Below are 17624 nucleotides of genomic sequence, written 5' to 3' on the forward strand. Positions count from 1 at the left end.
AAAAATGATTAGAACGAGCATATTACTATTACTATTATCCTCTTTGGCCTTGAACGCCCAAAAGAACATTTACGAAAGTCCAAGGTTCGATGAATTGAGCAATGACCATGAAACATTGGCCATATTGCCATTTTTGGCCAATTTGGAGCTTCGGCAAAATGATGGTACCGAAAATGTAAAGGCGTTGGAAGAAAAAGAAGGCTACGCCGTACAAAGTGCACTGGAAACCTATTTTTCAAAGCGAAAAAAGAAAAAGAAATTTCCGGTCGCCTTTCAAAATACCATGGACACCAAGGCTATTTTGGCTCAAAACGGAATAAATTATCAGAATATTGATGTGTACACCATAAAACAGCTGAGCGAAATCTTAAATGTTGACGGTATCATCAGTGGTACTTTAGACCTAAATATTTTATTGTCCAAAGGAGTGCCGACGGAATTCAGTTTTACGGATTATTTTTCCGGAAATTCCGATTATGGTCGCATAGGTGTTAAAATAAGTGACGGAGATACGGGTAAGTTGTTATGGAAGTACGAAAAACAAATCAATAAGAAAACGGGTAAAAACACTACGGACCTCATCGATAAAATGATGAAGTTGGCCATTCGTAAATTTCCTTATGAAAGAGAACGAAAGAGAGACCGCAAGAACAAATAACTATTCATTTTAGTAATTGGCGCATTAAAATAGAAATAACATTACTATGAATTCAAAACTGTTCTTCTTGGTATTGGGGCTATTATTCAATATGGCGATCAATGCCCAAGACCTTACCATACCCCCTAAAAATTATGTAGATTCAGTTAATCTTGATAAAGCTGTTAAAGCCCAAAACGATGAATTTCCTTTATCCGATCAGAAAAATAAGAATCAATGGAAAAAAATGGTAGCGTATTCGGATGATTTTACTGGCAATAAGCTTAACGAAGAGTTATGGTATCCAAACAATCCTGGATGGAAAGGTAGGCCGCCAACTTATTTTCATGGTTCTAACGTAAGCTTGGAAAATGGTGAATTAGTTATCAGAGTCAATAAACATGGCGACGAGAAACTACCTGAAGAGTTTACGCACTCCACCGGTTTCATTAAAAGTAAAAACAAATTTTTATACGGTTATTTTGAAGCAAAATTAAAACTGATGGATGCGCCATGGGTATCTGGATTTTGGATGACAAATGTTGGAAAGGATTGGTGGACAGAGATAGATATTTGTGAAAATGCCCCTGGATTATACTACAATAGGCATGATTTAAACTCTAACATACACGTTTTTAGAGCTCCTAAAGACAAAGGGGATGTAGACAAACACTTTTCGAGAACAAAGAAGTACTATTTTCCAGAAGAGCTACAAGCGGATTACCATGTATGGGGATTGGAATGGAGTCCCGATTACATTAGATTTTACATAGATGGTATTCTTTTCAGGGAGGCAAAAAATACCCATTGGCATCAACCGTTGGAAATTAACCTTAATTGCGAATCCAACAAATGGTTCGGAGCCCTACCGGACGACAATAGATTAGATGGGGAATTTCGCGTTGACTACTTTCGAGTGTGGGAAATAGAAGAATAAAAAGCTGTTGTGACAGGCACTTACGCAATTTGGAAATCAGAAGTAATATCAAATAAATTTTGATTAATTTATTACTCCTGCGTAAATTCCTTCAGAACGGAAACCGTATAATCTATCTCTTCCTTTGTATTGTATTTGGAGAAGGAAAAGCGCAACGAGGGCTTTTTAAGGTCTTCGTCCGATAAAATTTCAGAAAGCACATGAGAACCTACGTTACTGCCAGATTGGCAAGCACTTCCTTTGGAACAGGCAATACCTTTTATATCCAAATGAAACAACAACATTAACGCTTTTTGCGGGTTTACGGGCAAACAAACGTTCACCAGCGTATACGTGCTTTTTTTCAAGTCTCCAGAATATCCATTAAATGTCACATCAGGTATTTCCTCTTGTATTCGCTCAATAAAATATTTTTTGAGGCCTAAAACGGTATCGCGTTCCGCACTTAAATTTTCGTAAGCCAAAACAAAAGCTTCGGCCAGACCAATAATATTGTGAAAAGATTCCGTACCCGCTCTATATCCGCGCTCTTGGGAACCTCCTGATATGAAACCGCCCAAACCGGAATTCTTACGGATAAAAGCAAAACCTATCCCTTTTGGACCATGAAATTTATGGGCTGCCGCGGCCATAAAATCGATAGGAATTTCTTGGGTGTCCCACTCAAAATGGCCAATGGATTGTACCGTATCCGAATGGAAAAGTGCACCGTATTTTTTAATCAACCCTGCTATAGTTTTTATATCGATTTTATTTCCTATCTCATTATTTATATGCATGAGACTCACCAATTTTTTGGAATCATCTAGCAACAACAATTTTTCCAAATGCTCCAAAACAGGATTACCATATTCATCAAGTTCAACAAATTGCAGTTTAACTTGTCCATTTTGATGTAGCTCTTCGGCAGTATGTAATACCGCATGATGTTCTATTTTGGAGGTGATGATGGTCTTGACCCCCAAATCACGGACAGCACATCTTAAAATCATGTTATCCGCTTCGGTACCACCGGAAGTAAATATAATCTCGGAAGGGTGCGCATTTAAATATTTTGCAATGGTCTTCCGGGAACTTTCTATAGCGGATTTAGCCGTTCTTCCAAAACTATGGGTAGAGGAAGGGTTTCCATAGGAAATTGCCAATGCATCTTGCATTTTGGCAATAACTTCATCCCGTACCCGAGTCGTGGCCGCATTATCAAAATAAACATTTTTCATGATAGCTTTTCTGAAGATTAGCAATGGACAAAATTAGTTCAAATAAAGTTAATTTACCCTTAAATGGATTTATGCTAGTGGTATGATATCCATTATTTCATTTAAATTTGAATTATGGGAAAATATTTCTTTTTAATTTTTCTTGTAGGTTTCTTATCATGCGATGATGGCGACCTTCAAATAGAAACCTTGGATTTTGATAGTATAGAAACGCCCCAATTTTGTGGAGACCTATCCATTACGGAAGGGAACGTCCTTTTTAAGATTAATGGGGACGAGGCATTGATAGTGACATTGGCCAGTGGACTTCTTAAAAACGAAGTGAATAATTCTGAAAATGCACTCTCGGCCACAACGAGTGTTACCTATCGTATTTTTTCGGATAATGTCTCAACGGCTTATTTCTGTGATGAAGTACCACCTGTTGAACCAACCGTAATGGAGGAAATCGTAGCAGAAAACGGCATGGTTCTAATCAATACCATGGAAAATGAAGATGGCTCCTTTACACATGAGATTAGTCTATCCGGAATATCACTTATCTTAAATGACGGCAGCAGAATTACCGACCTGACCATAAATGATTTTGGGTCGGTATCCACAACTCCTTAATATTTGGGAGTACCCTGAAAAATGTACACTTCTGTAGCACCCATCCCATATTTCTGGTAATCGGCATCATAATACTTTAGGTTGTCATATTTTCTGAAGAGATACCCTAACTCTTCTTTCAAAACGCCCTCGCCCACGCCATGGATAAAAACTATTTTTTGGATTCTTTTGGACATGGCAAACTCCAATTGCCGCTTGGCCGTCTCCAACTGAAGGTTGAGCATATCATAATTGGATAGCAGTTTAGGATTTTTCACCAATTGATTAATATGAAGATCTACTTCCATTTTTGGGAGGTTCCTTTCTTTCGCCTTGGGAAGGGCTACTTTTCGCTTTTTGGGAGTCTCCTTCTCTTTTTTTATTTGGTCAACTTCATAATGGGTCACGGCTATGGCGTTCTCCACTTTGACCAACTCTCTTTTTTCGAATACTAACGGGAAGCCGTCTTCAGTTAAAATCGTTATAGTATCGCCATCCACAGCCGTAATGACTCCGATAATAGTGTCATCAATGGCCTCTACCTTATCCCCTATTCCAAAAACAGCCATAATTTTATTTTAATTACCCAAAAATAATAGTAATTTTCCGCTTTAACAGTAGCAAAAAATGCGATTGATAGTTTTATTTTTCTTCTTGGGAATCGAGAATTACATGCTACCATGTTTCTCAAAGAAATTATTTGGTCATGACTGCCCTGGTTGTGGCATTCAAAGATCTCTCGTACATCTGGTCAAGGGCGAATTTGGGGCTGCTTTTGAAATGTACCCTGCCATTTATCCCATGTTGTTGTTGTTTGGGTTTTTGGCATTAAACCAATTTATTTCTATCAAATTTTCAAATATCATAACCAAAGTGCTGATGATAGGCACTGTTGGTATGGTCTTAACCAACTATATTTTAAAATTCATTTAATTCAACTTTATTATGGAACAACAAAAATTACCTAATGTTACAATTGTAATAGTACTGTCTATCCTAGGATTCGTATGTTGCTGTTTTGCTGGTTTACCCGGAATTTTACTTGGAGGAATAGCATTTTTTCTAGCTTCGAAAGATGAAAAAACATACAAAGAAAATCCTGAGGGATATTCTAACTACAGTACTTTAAAAACGGCTAAAATTATTTCAATCGTCGTTTTGGTTTTAGGAATTCTTTATTTTGCATGGTCTATTTTTTCTATATTCCAAATGGGAGGATGGGACGCTTATATGGAACAGATTAAAACTATGACCGAACAATATCAATAAGAGATATGCAACAATTGCCAGGCGCTAGTAATGCCTTGACTTTCGGAATTTTATCTATAGTTCTGACTATATTCTGTTGCGGACCTTTTGGTGCTATTTTTAGCATTATCGGGTTGAGCAGTGCAAAAAATGCAGAACAATTGTACCAATCCGATAGCACCGCCTATACAGGCTATGAGAATGTGAGGACAGGTCGTGTACTCTCCTACATAGGTTTAGCTTTGGCGCTTATCATGCTTATCCTGAGTATTGTTTATTTTGGAGTCATTGGTGCCATGTTTTATGGCATAGCCCAAGAAAACGGATTTCAATAAGCAATGATGTAAATCATAAAAAGCCCCGTTTCAAAAATTTGAAACGGGGCTTTTCTATTCATGTATAGAATACATTTTATCTGAATTCTTTCAGTGTTTTAATGATAATCGATATACAATCCAACAACTGATCTTTCGTCATTACCAAAGGTGGTGCAAAACGGATGATATTACCATGTGTGGGTTTTGCCAACAAACCATTTTCTTTCAATGCCATACATATATCCCAAGCCGTGGAACTATCCTCAGTATCATTGATTAAAATAGCATTTAAAAGTCCCTTTCCTCGAACGCTTTTAACCAAATCTGTTTCCGGTATAAATTTGTTCAGTTCCGAGCGGAAAAGTTCGCCCAGTTCATAAGCATTTTGGGCCAATTCCTCGTTTTTCACGACTTCCAAAGCAGCCATCCCAACAGCTGCTGCAATTGGGTTTCCACCAAAAGTACTGCCATGATTGCCTGGCCGGATTACTTCCATGATTTCATCATTGGCCAGAACGGCCGAAACCGGATAGGCTCCACCGGACAAGGCTTTGCCCAGAATTAATATATCGGGTTTTACTTCAGGAGTACCGCTACAGTGTTTGTCCGCGCAGGAACAATTGCCACATGTTGCCAACAAACGACCTGTCCTAGCGATTCCGGTTTGTACTTCATCCGCTATAAACAATACATTGTGCTTCTCGCACAGTGCTTTTGCCGCTTTCAAGTATCCTTCAGAAGGGACATAAACCCCAGCTTCACCTTGAATGGGTTCTACCAAAAAGCCTGCAACATTTTTATTAGCATCCAAAGCATCTTCCAAAGCCTTGAGGTTATCATATTCTATATTAAGGAATCCCTTTGTATAAGGACCAAAATTCTCGCGTGCCACAGGGTCGTTGGAAAATGAAATGATAGTAGTGGTACGCCCGTGAAAATTATTTTCACAAACTATGATTTCCGCATCGTTTTCAGAAATTCCCTTTTTCTCATAAGCCCATTTTCTACAGAGTTTCAAAGCCGTTTCAACAGCTTCTGCGCCCGTATTCATGGGTAACAGTTTATCAAAGTGAAATGTTTCCGTAGCATACTTTTCAAACTTGCCCAACATATCATTATAAAATGCCCTAGATGTTAAGGTCAATGTTTCTGCTTGATGTACCATTGCCCCCACAATTTCAGGGTGACAATGTCCCTGGTTTACGGCAGAGTAGGCAGAAAGAAAATCATAATATTTCTTCCCTTCCACGTCCCATACAAAAACACCTTCTCCCCTGCTAAGTACAACGGGTAATGGGTGGTAATTGTGTGCTCCGTACTTGTTCTCTAATTCAATTGCTTGCTGTGATGTTAATTGTTCTAAAACAGCCATTTTAATAAAATTTAAATTAAAATAAAATAACCATTCCTTCTGTACCTTTATCCTTTCGCAATCCCAATAGTTATCGGGACGAAAATTCAGCGTAGGAGAGAAATCATCCTTAGTAGAACTGTAAAATTACTAAATATTTTGATGACCTAAAGAAGCTTTCGACAACCTTGTTATTTATCCGTTTTGTTGGACAATACAGATAGTTGAAGTTCCAATCTTTTTAATTCCCTGAGAATATCGTTTTTATCAAACTGCATCCATATATACAATTTCAACATTGCCATGGCAATCATGCAAAGAAAACCTGCAGCTGACCACTTTATCAACTCGTTGGTGACATCTGTATTAAGAAATTGTATTGTGCAATACACAAATACAATGAAAATGATCAGATGTACAAAAATCATTATAGAGGCCAACCAGCCTGTTTTACCTTTATGTACTTGGGCCAACTTTTCCATTAAGTTCTGTTCGCCTAAATCATCATAGAATTTCACCTCTTCGGCACTTAAGGCTTCTTTGATAAGTTCATCTATTTTTTCCTCTTGTTCTTTCATAATCTATTTTTTTAAAATTGTTTTCAGTTTTTCCCTTGAATGAAATAATCTAGATTTTACCGTACCTACGGACACGCCTAGAATTGTGCTTATCTCCTTCAGGGAATAGTTTTCCGTGTAAAAAAGCCGAAGTACCATTTGCTGGTTTTCAGGTAACAATTGTATGGTTTTAGATAGCTTTTCTACTGCTACTTCTTGATCTTCGGAAGTGTCCATAGAATTATTATTTGCATAATAAGCTTGTAATCTTTCTGACTCCTTATATTTTTTATTGGCATGGTCCAATGATTTTCTAGTGACTATTCTAAAAGCCCAACTTCCAAAAAGATTAGGATCTTTTAGCGTATTGATCTTGCTTAGAATAATACGCCAACAATCTTGAACAACATCTTTTGAAGCATCGATATCTTTAGTGTACCAATAAGAATGCTTACATAACTTTTCATGATACTTCTTCACCAACAACCCTAGTGCTTTTTTTGATCCAGAACGATGCTGCAATACCAAAAGTCCGTCAAGTATTTTACCGGAATCGTTCATACTGTTTTAAGGGCAATGGTTTTATTTAAAAGTTAATGGTTTTCCCCTCCATCAATAACTGCTTGGCAACAGACCATGAGGGTAAGGTTTCCGCATCAATTGTAACAGTTCTTATTTGTTTGGCAATCTGCCCACTATTTACCATAACTTCTTTATGAGCGCCACTACGGGCAAACTTTTTCATTTCATCCTCGGATTCCCATAAAGTCATGGTATAATGCTTTGTCCAAAATCCTTTATTTTTAAAATCGATATGATCGGTGGTTTTAAGTTGTTTCATTACTTTTCTGGCCATAAGCGATAACATAAAAAACTGGAATGGTCCTTTTAATTCAATTGATGTTATAGTAGCTTTCATATATTGATTATAGATATAAATGTGATTCTATTTTAAAGACGTGCTAAAACCAAAAAGGTTCATTTTTTCCTTAAATTATTGTTATTCCTACTAAAGTTAACCGAATAAATACAATCCAATTCCTATTTTTGCCCAATGCGAAGAAAGAACAGGAGGCAGGTCTTTGAAAAGGTAGAAGTAATAGATGCCGGGGCAAAAGGCAAGACCATTGGCAAAGTCCCTGACGGTCGCGTGATTTTCCTGACCAACACTGTTCCCGGAGATGTTGTAGATGTACAGACTACAAAAAAAAGAAAGGCCTATTTTGAAGGTATAGCTACTAAATTCCATTCCCTTTCCGATAAACGCGTTACTCCTGTTTGCGAACATTTTGGCACTTGTGGCGGATGTAAATGGCAAGATATGGGCTACGAACACCAGCTATTTTACAAGCAAAAAGAAGTCGTGAACAATCTGTTGCGTATCGGTCATTTGGACCTTCCCGAAATCACTCCTATAAAAGGCTCCGAAAAACAATACTTTTATCGTAACAAAATGGAATTCTCATTTTCGGACAGCCGTTGGCTGACTTTGGATGAAATAAATTCCGATGAGGAAATTGAGGATAAAAGTGCGTTGGGATTTCATATTCCGGGCATGTGGGACAAGATTCTTGACATCAAAAAATGCCATCTACAGCAAGACCCATCCAACGCTATCCGTCTGGAAACGAAAGCATTTTCCTTAAAAAATGGATTAACATTTTTCAACCCGAGACACCAAACAGGAATGCTGCGTACCCTTATGATCCGTACATCATCTATTGGTGAAATTATGGTGTTGATACAATTTTATGAAGATGCTGCCGAAAAACGACAATTGCTTCTAAATCACCTTAAAGAAACATTTCCAGAAATAACGGCCTTATTATATGTTGTCAATCAAAAACAGAACGATACCATTTACGACCAAGAAGTAAATTGTTTTTCTGGCCGAGACCATATTTTCGAGGAGATGGAAGGGCTCCAGTTTAAGATAACCGCAAAATCGTTTTATCAAACCAACTCTGACCAAGCGTATGAGCTCTATAAAATTACGAGAGACTTTGCCGGCCTAAAAGGAAACGAGTTGGTCTATGATTTATATACGGGCACAGGGACTATTGCGCAATTCGTGGCCAAAAAAGCAAAAAAGGTTGTTGGTATAGAATCTGTTCCTGAGGCTATTTTGGACGCCAAGGCAAATGCTGAACGAAATAATATAGTAAACGTTGACTTTTTCGCGGGAGATATGAAAAATGTATTCAACGAAGACTTTATTGCTGAAAATGGTATCCCGGATCTTATTATCACAGACCCTCCACGCGATGGTATGCACAAGGATGTAGTGTCTCAAATTCTAAACATCGCACCGGAAAAAATAGTATATGTAAGTTGTAATAGTGCGACCCAAGCCAGGGATTTGGAGCTGATGAAAGCGCTATATAAGGTAACAAAAATACAACCTGTAGATATGTTTCCACAAACCCACCACGTAGAAAATGTTGTACTTTTAGAAAAGAAATAGTCGTATGAAAAAGATTAGTGCCAGCATTTTAATATTGTTAATCCTTGTTGGTATTTCAGCTTGCGAAAAAGATGACATTTGTGTTGATGGAGATACCCCTCTTTTGGTTATTGAATTTTTAGACGCGACCGACTCGACAGCGAAAGAAGTTGCCGCTCTGCGAGTTGTCGGTATTGGGCAAACAACGACCGTTAACACCTTTACGGATCGTTCTAATTTAGAATCCATAATGATTCCCTTAAAAACAGATGAGGATGTTACCCGTTTTATTTTCATCCAAGATTCTGACGGAGAACCCGATACCGGAAATACGGATACACTGACCGTTTCTTATACACGAATGGAGGGTTTTGTATCAAGAGCCTGCGGTTTTGTTATTAGTTATGAAAATTTAGAGGCCAATGCAGAGACAGATACGGACAATTGGATTCAATCTATTGAAATAGCACGTGCTACAGTTACTAATACTAACTCAGATTCTACTCATGTTAAGATTTATCACTAGCCTATTTTTTCTACTGAATCTGGGAACGGTACTTGGGCAGAGCAAACCTATAGACACCCAACCCAAGGATACCGTTGTGTACAAACAATCCTATGGCATAAGAGCAGGTATAGATTTAAGCAGAATCGTCACCGGGCAATTGGACGAAAATTATAGGGGCCTTGAAATCGTTGCGGATTATAGGCTCACGCAAAACCTATATCTAGCCGCAGAATTGGGAACCGAAGAAAAAACAAGACAAGAGGACCTTTATAATTTCACCTCTTCCGGAAGCTACGTAAAGGTGGGAGTGGACAAGAATACCTATGCTAACTGGTACGGGGAACAAAACTCCATTTTTATGGGCGGTAGGTTAGCGTATAGCGCGCATAGCCAAACCTTGAACAACTATCAAATTTTTGATTCCAACCGATATTGGAATCCCGATGGTTTTGGGCAGGGTTCGGATATTGCCGAAGAATTCTCAGGAAGAAGCGCCTTTTGGTTAGAAGGTGTTTTTGGAACAAAGGTGGAGCTGTTCGCCAATATTTTTCTAGGAGCCAGCGTTCGTCTTGGTTTTTTATTGACGAATCCAAGTAAGGAGGAACGTTTTCCAGACTTGTTCATTCCCGGCTTCAACAAAGTAACCGATAATAGTAAATTTGGTGTAGGTTACAACTATTCCATTTCCTACTTTTTGCCCTTATACAAGAAGCGAAAAAAAGTGAAGAAAAAAATAGAAACCTTGGAGGAGGAAAACCAGTAAGCATCATTTAAATTTCTTTCACTCCCTTACGGAATATCCATTTTACGAATAGTTTTTCACCCTCTTTCGTTTTTACAGCTGCAAATTTTGGTGATAAAGTGGTGGCGGAAACGGCAGCGATCAACACCAAAACAATTCGTTTTAAATCGAATAAATAACTTAATGAAAATCGTATTACGAGAAAAATAGACACAAAAGAAATAAAATTAAAAAGCAAGGCCTTATTCTTTGGCAACATATCTTTAACTTTTTTGAAATTTTGCTTTTTTGCTCCCTTCATACATTTCATACTTGACCAAGCGAGACTCCAGATGACTGTTAAATACTTTAATTTTTCTAGAAGGTCTTAACCCTACAAATTTTAAAGCATGTAAGTTTGAAGTAATAAACCAAGCATTGGTTCCCGGATATTCCTGTTTTAACGTATCACCGATATTCGCATAAAATTCTTCCACATCAAAATCGGAATCCAAATCGGAACGGTCTAGGCGTTCCCCATATGGAGGATTAAAAACCATATGAAGCGGACCTTCCGTTTCTTTTGTTGTTTTAAAAAAATTGGCCCTTTTTAGCGTGATATAGTCGGTTAAATTGGCATTGTCTATATTTTCTTGAGCTTTACGGATGGCAGAAGGAGCTTTGTCCATTCCGATAATCATATGATGAAATTCTCTAGTTTTCTTTAAACTTGCCGCTATAATCTTTTCATAAAGTGCCTCATCAAAGTCTGTCCATTTTTCAAAAGCGAAACCTTTTCTATTAATATTTGCCGGGATATTGCAGGCAATCATGGCCGCTTCTGTTAACATGGTTCCACTCCCGCACATAGGGTCAAGAAAATCGCATTGACCGTCCCATCCGCTCAACAATAGGAGTCCTGCCGCCAAAACCTCGTTGATCGGCGCAATATTCGTAGAAATTCTATACCCTCTGTGATGAAGCGAGCTTCCTGAACTATCCAACGATACATTACAGGTTTCTTTATGAATATGAACATTGATCCGTAAATCCGGATGTTTCACATCTACGTTAGGTCTTTTCCCGTCCGTATCCCTAAATTTATCTACTATCGCATCCTTGGTTTTTTGGGAAACGTAGAGCGAATGTGAGAAATTATCGGATTTTACCGTAGCGTCAATAGCGAATGTGGTATCAACGGAAAGATACTCGAACCAATCCATATGATAAATTTTTCGGTACAAATCATTTTCATTCCTAACCGGGAAAGATTGTATAGGCTTAATAATCTTAATGGCAGTTCTAAGGCAAAGATTTGCCTTGTACATAAACCCTAGGTCACCCTCAAAAGCAACGTTCCTAACACCCTCTTTTACATTGCCTGCACCAAGGTTCCGCAGTTCCTTGGCCAATAGTTCCTCAAAACCGAAAAGGGTCTTGGCGATCATTTTAAAATTATTCCCCATGGGCTATTTTTAACATACCGCAAAAATACGTTAATTTTGAAGCCGTAGAGGCAAATCTCTAGATTATACAACCACCGATAACCCTTCTTAATGAGTTATATCTTGCCCATTCTTGGGGTACTTCTCAGTTTTGTCTTTGTATTTCTGGTAAAACCTAACAAAAAGGAGCACTTTAAATTATTGTTAGCTTTCAGCGGCACTTTTTTATTGGCACTTACCATTTTTGAATTGTTACCGAAAGTATACGAAAACTCAAATCCCAAAACCGTTGGTATCTTTATCATGTCCGGTATTTTACTTCAAATCTTTTTGGAGTTTTTCTCCAAAGGTGCGGAACACGGTCACGTTCATTTATCAAGCGATAGTTCTAGTTTCCCATGGTTATTGTTCATTAGTCTCTCCATTCATTCGCTGTTAGAGGGTTTTCCCGTTTATAACAACAATACTATTATTTACGGTATTCTAATCCATAAAATTCCTATTGCTATCATCTTGTCCATATTTCTTTTAGGCTCAAAATTGAAATTGCAGCGCACGGTTCTCTTTATTATTGCTTTTGCGTTGATGACCCCTTTAGGAAGCTTTTTAGCGAATAATATTAATTTTCTTTCTGAATACATCACTCAAATCAATGCATTGGTCATTGGTGTATTCTTTCATATTTCTACGGTTATTTTATTTGAAAGCTCCGAAGGACATAAGTTTAATTTAAGAAAACTGGTCGTTATCATTTTAGGAATCATAATCGCCTATTTTTTATAAATGTTCAATAAAGAGGAATCCCGTAAACTACGTGAGGAATTCTGGATAGCCTTTGGAAAATCCTATCCTAAAAAGTGGATTCTATATAAAACCAAAATTAAGGGATTATCGTTCAAATTTTACTTTGGTTTGAAAGCGGCAAGGGTTTCTTTGGATATTGAAGGAGAACTGGAGCAGCGCATTCATCTTTGGGAAAAATTGATTTCCTTAAAATCGATATTACTTGATGAATATCTTGCCAATGCTATTTTTGAAGAATACTATATTTTGGAAAATAAGAAAGAGATTTCTAGAATATACGTCGAAAAACTTGAAGTTTCTATCCATAACAAAAATACCTGGCGTGATACGATGGCTTTTTTTAAGGTTCATATGAAACTTTTTGAAGCCTTCTTTTTAGAATATCGGGACATACTTATTTCTTGAAAACAAGTATGCTAAGGAAAAAGTTCCAAAAGCTCTTCTTCCGTAAATTCTCCTCCTCCTTTAGATTTCTTTAATCGCAGTTCCCGAATTTTCTCGAAAGAAAGTCCTCTTGGGGTGTCGGAAAATGCGTTGGTTACATATGAAATAATATCGGAAATATCCTGATCGGTAATACTTTCATTGGCGATAAGGCCCGGCATGGCCTGATTTATTTCATATAGTTTTCCGTTTACGTGCACAGGTCCCGAAAGACCGTGAAGTAAAATCAACCCTAAACGCTCCAAAGGTTTTTCCATATATTCCGATTTGTTCAAGGGAGGTGCAAGCCCTTCTATTCCATCTCCATTGATACCGTGGCAAGCGGCACATATTTGCCTAAATAGCCTAGCTCCGGTTGTTCTATTATCTTCTGATAAAGTTTTACTGGTATAAATGGGATTTTTATTTCCGGCTAAAATATTTTCTTTTAATACTTTCAAGTCCTCATCTAAATTTACTACCGGTAAAATGTAGTCAAAATCTTGAGTAGGATTCAGACCGCTTAAAAAAGCTTCTCTCTGAACAATATTAGTCGTATACGAAGTACTTAATTCGTCCAATATTGGTTTAAAAATAGCTTCGGAAGTACTAAACCACCTTCCTATAGTACTGCTCAGATATAAATTGATAGTTGCATTATCACGCCTTAATAGCTGATCGAACAATTTACCCACGGCTTCACTATGCGCCAAGGAAACATATTTCTCCAAAAGTACGATTGCGTGGGCCGTCACCTGAGCATTGCTCTCTTGAGCAACGTGTATTAGTAATTCAAAAGATAAGGCATCAAAATCCTCAAGAACGTATAATGTATGTAGCTGAACTAAAGGTTTTTCGCTATTCTTTACTAAGTCTTTTAATTCTGGAATAATCTCTTTATCGCCTCTTGTAAGGAGTAAATGTTGTGCCCTATCCCTTACCCAACCATTAGAATGGGATAGTAGCTTCATTAAATCTTCATTATTTGCACTGTTCAATTCTGGGATGGGCGCTAATTTTTCTTCAACAGGAAATACTTTTAAAATTCTTCCATAATCGACAATGGTATCTATTTGAGTTTCTTTTACTTTTTTCTTAAAATAGGGACTTAGATACGCGTGATGTCCAATGACTCCTCGATGCATATCTACAATGAACATACTCCCATCTGGACTATTATATAAACTTACAGGACGAAACCCATCATCTTCGGAAGACAAAAACTCCTTTCCTTCCCAAGCTTGTCTTGCGGATGTGCTATCGCCATGAAAAGTTAAAATGTTTCGTTTAATTCCATTGACCTCAGGAATACAGACAAATACGTTTTCATTATATTCCTTTAGGAAAATTGCGCCCCTATATACCAAAGGACTACAGGCAGCGGTAACATTTACCAACATACTGTCCCGGTTTAAAATCCCATCTGCATAACCTCTATTAACCAAAGATTTTTTCAACGGATACACCCGTTGGTCTTTTGTCAATAATTCGTCCACACTTTTATTGGGAGCAAAAAATTCGTTTCTCGTCAATCTGTTGGGCAAAACATGGTCACCTAATAGTTGTCTTGAATTATCGTTATAATATAACCTTCCAAAATTATCATGGGTAATTCCCCATTGACCTCTAAAAGTAGTAGGTTCTTTTAACCATATACCGTTTTTTTTTCGGTACCTAAAATTAGATTTAGCATTATAAATCCAATTATCAATATTCAGCAAAAGCCCATTAGGTTGATGCTCAGGATTTCCTTGTGAAGCATACAGGGAATCTACCACGACACGGTTGTACGGCTTATCATCTTTTATTTCAACAAAATAGAGATACGGCGGCTCGGCATAAAGAAGACCTCCATAAACATGGGCTAAGGCTCTTGGCAAAACCAAACTATCCAAAAATATTTTAGCATGGTCCATAATACCATCATTATCCAAATCTTCAAGAATTTTAATACTACCCGTAGCATCTGTCTCTCCCCTTCCTTCTAAATTGGACATATAACTGGGCATTTCAGCGACCCATATTCGGCCAGCATCATCAAAATCCATGGCTACAGGGGCTTTTAAAAGCGGTTCTGCTGCAATGGCCTTTAATTGAAATCCGTCTTCTACCTTATAATTCTCTAAAGAAACTATAGTTTCTTCGTAGGATGGTTTACAAGCGATAAAAAAAATGAATAAAAGTAAACTTGTGGTAATCTTCATTATTGACCTTAATTATTTGGTATAAGCAGCAAAATCTAAAAATACTAATCAAAACTGATTCAGAACTATAATGACATTAACTAACAATGGAATAAATTAAAAACCAATGACAAATTGCTCCACCTAAAACAAAAAGATGCCAAATAAAATGGTTAAAAGGAACTCTTTCCCATGCATAGAAAATAATTCCCAACGTGTAGAACAAACCTCCTGAAAACAATAATTTCAGACCAGATGAAGTAACATAGTCCGTTAAGTTGTCAAAATCAATAACGATTAACCACCCCATGACCACATAAAGCAAAAGAGAGACAAACTCAAATCTACCTGTATTAAAAATTTTAAATAAAGTACCCAAAAGGGCAATAATCCACACAGTGTAGAAAATTGTCCATCCGCTTCCTCTCAATAGAGTAATCAAGGACACTGGAGTGTACGTTCCGGCAATTAAAAAATATATGTTTATATGATCTAAAACCCGAAGTTTTCGTTTTAGTCTTTCATTTTTGACCGAATGGTACAATCCGGAAACCAATAGCATGGAGATCAGTGTGATGCTATAGATAAGAATGCTAACCTTGGCAAATTCGGTCTTATTTGTATTTTCATTTAATAAAATAAATAAACCGAAAAATGCAAAAAAAGCTCCTAATAGGTGAGAAGAAGCATTCCAAAACTCTTCTTTGCGTGAATAGGTTACTGATGACATTGAGCCTTGTAGCCTATTTGTACTGTTTGCCATGTTTAATGACCAAGTCTACGTCTTCCAATAGATTTATATATCTTAAAACATCTCCCTTTACCGCTATGATATCCGCATATTTTCCTGGAGTTACCGTTCCGACTTCATCGGCAACGCCCATCCATAATGCGGGCCAGTACGTTGCTCCTCTTATGGCATACATTGGATCTATCCCAAATTCATTTACCCAAACATCCAGTTCGTTCCATGTAGATTGACTATGAAACTTCATAGGAATACCACTATCCGTACCTACCAACAACACTACTCCCGCGTTTAACAATTGTTTTACTTTAGTTTCTAAAGTCGGTTTTCTTGAGGGAGTCAATTGAAAATAAGGCAACCTATCGGGGTGTTGAAAACTCTTTTTAATATCTACAATGACACTATCGGGAAGTCCTCGATGCCAAGAATCATTATCCAATTTTTCGGGATTATCGCGTAGGTACTCATAGTTGTATAGTCCCTCTACCGTCGGACACCAAAACAAGGGGCCTTGACTCATATCTGCGGTACGCTCTTTAATCATTTCCATAATATCATCAGGATATCTTGGGGCCGATGAAAGACCGGTATGTTCAAAACAATCGGTACCCACTTGCAACCCCCGGCGGATTTCCTCAGGGCGATGACCATGTGCCACCACTTTTAAGTTATTCTTATGCGCCTCGTCTACAATCGCCTTTAGCTCTTCCATCGTCATTTGGTCTTGGTCGATAAGCTTGATGACATTGACACCGGCCTTTGCCAATTTCCTAATTTTCTTTCGGCCATCTTCAGCCCCATTCACGCCCCACCTGAAATCTTCCGTGCCGGGATAAGGCTTTTTTTGAATAAAAGGTCCAGATACATATAAAGTAGCTCCGGGAATTTCACCATTATTTATAGCATCCCTAACCGTTATACTTTCTTCTAAAGGACCACCCAAATCCCTAGCACTGGTAACACCGGCCATCAACAATTGATGTGCTGAAGAGGGCATAATGACATCCTCAAAAAGAGGTGGATAGGTCTTATCCCAATAAGCATAATCCGCATGACCATTAATCATGGTATGTACGTGCATATCCCATAACCCGGGAAGAACGCTCATCCCTTCGGTTGAAATTATTTCTGCACCTTCAGGTATTTTTAAGGTATCTTCAGTTCCCACAGCCAATATTTTTTCTCCTTCAATGACAATCACACTATTTTTAATAGGTTTGGAGCCATACCCGTCAATCAATGTGCCGCCAACCAAGGCCTTTATATTTTGATTTTGTGGAAATACTGCAATTGACACTAGTAAAAAGATACAAGAGGAAAAATATTTTCTCATGGTTCAAAAGGTTTTCATAAAGATACTAAAATAGTCTTCCCCACACTCCTTTTGTTCCCCTGGAAAGGGTAGCGGCCGGTTCGCGCGGGCCTTCCGCCCCGGGCGGTACGCAAACAAAAAAAGGCCCCCCCACGTAACGTGAAGGGGCCCCGAATAAG

General features: G+C 37.9%; 22 protein-coding genes. 11 read left to right on the forward strand and 11 right to left on the reverse strand.

The window, feature by feature from the left end:
- Positions 1-4 precede the first annotated feature (4 nt).
- Both ACKWBX_RS16375 and ACKWBX_RS16380 read left to right on the forward strand, forming a co-directional pair.
- A complete protein-coding gene (locus ACKWBX_RS16375) occupies positions 5-658 on the forward strand; it encodes a hypothetical protein (RefSeq protein WP_413969800.1) in 654 nt (217 codons plus the stop codon).
- Positions 659-704: 46 nt separating this feature from the next.
- Positions 705-1574, forward strand: a complete 870-nt coding sequence (locus ACKWBX_RS16380; RefSeq protein WP_413969801.1) for a family 16 glycosylhydrolase — start codon at positions 705-707, stop codon at positions 1572-1574.
- Positions 1575-1645: 71 nt separating this feature from the next.
- Here the strand turns inward: ACKWBX_RS16380 and ACKWBX_RS16385 are convergent, their stop codons facing one another.
- Positions 1646-2794: a cysteine desulfurase family protein gene (locus ACKWBX_RS16385; protein ID WP_413969802.1), complete on the reverse strand. Its 1149-nt coding sequence runs from the start codon at positions 2792-2794 to the stop codon at positions 1646-1648.
- Positions 2795-2908: 114 nt separating this feature from the next.
- On the opposite strand from ACKWBX_RS16385, the gene ACKWBX_RS16390 reads away from it, so the two are divergent.
- Entirely contained in the window at positions 2909-3406 is a 498-nt protein-coding gene (locus tag ACKWBX_RS16390) for a hypothetical protein (protein WP_413969803.1), read from the forward strand.
- Here the strand turns inward: ACKWBX_RS16390 and ACKWBX_RS16395 are convergent.
- Positions 3403-3954, reverse strand: a complete 552-nt coding sequence (locus tag ACKWBX_RS16395) for a Smr/MutS family protein (protein WP_413969804.1) — start codon at positions 3952-3954, stop codon at positions 3403-3405. The two genes, ACKWBX_RS16390 and ACKWBX_RS16395, sit on opposite strands and share 4 nt — an antisense overlap.
- Before the next feature lie 58 nt (positions 3955-4012).
- Between ACKWBX_RS16395 and ACKWBX_RS16400 the strand changes: the two genes are divergently transcribed.
- From ACKWBX_RS16400 to ACKWBX_RS16410, 3 genes are read left to right on the forward strand one after another with little or no spacing between them, the layout of a single operon-like run.
- Positions 4013-4318 (forward strand): DUF2752 domain-containing protein, encoded by a 306-nt coding sequence (locus ACKWBX_RS16400; RefSeq protein ID WP_413969805.1) that lies wholly within the window; start codon positions 4013-4015, stop codon positions 4316-4318.
- A gap of 12 nt (positions 4319-4330) precedes the next feature.
- The gene (locus ACKWBX_RS16405) at positions 4331-4654 is read left to right on the forward strand and encodes a CCC motif membrane protein (RefSeq protein WP_413969806.1); all 324 of its coding nucleotides are present in this window, start codon (positions 4331-4333) and stop codon (positions 4652-4654) included.
- Between the two features lie 5 nt (positions 4655-4659).
- A complete protein-coding gene (locus tag ACKWBX_RS16410; protein ID WP_413969807.1) occupies positions 4660-4968 on the forward strand; it encodes a CCC motif membrane protein in 309 nt (102 codons plus the stop codon).
- Between the two features lie 76 nt (positions 4969-5044).
- On the opposite strand, the gene rocD is transcribed toward ACKWBX_RS16410, so the two are convergent.
- The 4 genes from rocD to ACKWBX_RS16430 all read right to left on the reverse strand — a co-directional run bounded on the left by rocD (position 5045) and on the right by ACKWBX_RS16430 (position 7777).
- Positions 5045-6322, reverse strand: coding sequence for an ornithine--oxo-acid transaminase (gene rocD, locus ACKWBX_RS16415; protein WP_413969808.1), 1278 nt, complete (start codon positions 6320-6322; stop codon positions 5045-5047).
- A gap of 170 nt (positions 6323-6492) precedes the next feature.
- Positions 6493-6879 (reverse strand): DUF6768 family protein, encoded by a 387-nt coding sequence (locus tag ACKWBX_RS16420; RefSeq protein ID WP_413969809.1) that lies wholly within the window; start codon positions 6877-6879, stop codon positions 6493-6495.
- A 3-nt stretch (positions 6880-6882) separates the two neighbouring features.
- Positions 6883-7419, reverse strand: a complete 537-nt coding sequence (locus ACKWBX_RS16425) for an RNA polymerase sigma factor (RefSeq protein ID WP_413969810.1) — start codon at positions 7417-7419, stop codon at positions 6883-6885.
- A gap of 25 nt (positions 7420-7444) precedes the next feature.
- Complete coding sequence (locus tag ACKWBX_RS16430; protein WP_413969811.1) at positions 7445-7777, reverse strand: DUF3291 domain-containing protein; 333 nt, start codon at positions 7775-7777, stop codon at positions 7445-7447.
- 135 nt (positions 7778-7912) lie between these two features.
- Here ACKWBX_RS16430 and rlmD point away from each other — a divergent pair, with 135 nt between their 5' ends.
- Genes rlmD through ACKWBX_RS16445 form a run of 3 tightly spaced genes read left to right on the forward strand, consistent with a single transcriptional unit; the run spans position 7913 to position 10572 of the window.
- Positions 7913-9322 (forward strand): 23S rRNA (uracil(1939)-C(5))-methyltransferase RlmD, encoded by a 1410-nt coding sequence (gene rlmD / locus ACKWBX_RS16435; protein WP_413969812.1) that lies wholly within the window; start codon positions 7913-7915, stop codon positions 9320-9322.
- A 4-nt stretch (positions 9323-9326) separates the two neighbouring features.
- Complete coding sequence (locus tag ACKWBX_RS16440; RefSeq protein WP_413969813.1) at positions 9327-9827, forward strand: DUF6452 family protein; 501 nt, start codon at positions 9327-9329, stop codon at positions 9825-9827.
- Complete coding sequence (locus tag ACKWBX_RS16445) at positions 9808-10572, forward strand: DUF6048 family protein (protein ID WP_413969814.1); 765 nt, start codon at positions 9808-9810, stop codon at positions 10570-10572. The genes ACKWBX_RS16440 and ACKWBX_RS16445 overlap by 20 nt, the downstream gene beginning before the upstream one ends.
- 7 nt (positions 10573-10579) lie before the next feature.
- Here the strand turns inward: ACKWBX_RS16445 and ACKWBX_RS16450 are convergent, their stop codons facing one another.
- Together ACKWBX_RS16450 and ACKWBX_RS16455 are read right to left on the reverse strand one after the other, a co-directional pair.
- Positions 10580-10810 (reverse strand): hypothetical protein, encoded by a 231-nt coding sequence (locus tag ACKWBX_RS16450; protein WP_413969815.1) that lies wholly within the window; start codon positions 10808-10810, stop codon positions 10580-10582.
- 4 nt (positions 10811-10814) lie between these two features.
- Positions 10815-11996, reverse strand: coding sequence for a THUMP domain-containing class I SAM-dependent RNA methyltransferase (locus ACKWBX_RS16455; protein WP_413969816.1), 1182 nt, complete (start codon positions 11994-11996; stop codon positions 10815-10817).
- Between the two features lie 90 nt (positions 11997-12086).
- On the opposite strand from ACKWBX_RS16455, the gene ACKWBX_RS16460 reads away from it, so the two are divergent.
- The gene (locus ACKWBX_RS16460) at positions 12087-12758 is read left to right on the forward strand and encodes a ZIP family metal transporter (protein WP_413969817.1); all 672 of its coding nucleotides are present in this window, start codon (positions 12087-12089) and stop codon (positions 12756-12758) included.
- Positions 12759-13184, forward strand: a complete 426-nt coding sequence (locus ACKWBX_RS16465) for a DUF4268 domain-containing protein (RefSeq protein ID WP_413969818.1) — start codon at positions 12759-12761, stop codon at positions 13182-13184.
- An 11-nt stretch (positions 13185-13195) separates the two neighbouring features.
- Here the strand turns inward: ACKWBX_RS16465 and ACKWBX_RS16470 are convergent, their stop codons facing one another.
- The 3 genes from ACKWBX_RS16470 to ACKWBX_RS16480 all read right to left on the reverse strand — a co-directional run bounded on the left by ACKWBX_RS16470 (position 13196) and on the right by ACKWBX_RS16480 (position 17466).
- Positions 13196-15406, reverse strand: coding sequence for a DUF7133 domain-containing protein (locus tag ACKWBX_RS16470; protein WP_413969819.1), 2211 nt, complete (start codon positions 15404-15406; stop codon positions 13196-13198).
- Positions 15407-15482: 76 nt separating this feature from the next.
- Positions 15483-16148, reverse strand: coding sequence for a PAQR family membrane homeostasis protein TrhA (trhA, locus tag ACKWBX_RS16475; RefSeq protein WP_413969820.1), 666 nt, complete (start codon positions 16146-16148; stop codon positions 15483-15485).
- Complete coding sequence (locus ACKWBX_RS16480) at positions 16129-17466, reverse strand: amidohydrolase family protein (protein WP_413969821.1); 1338 nt, start codon at positions 17464-17466, stop codon at positions 16129-16131. Before ACKWBX_RS16480 ends, trhA begins: the two co-directional genes overlap by 20 nt.
- Positions 17467-17624 lie beyond the last annotated feature (158 nt).

Origin of the sequence: Maribacter algae (assembly GCF_047345745.1) — a bacterium.
Lineage (GTDB): Bacteria > Bacteroidota > Bacteroidia > Flavobacteriales > Flavobacteriaceae > Maribacter.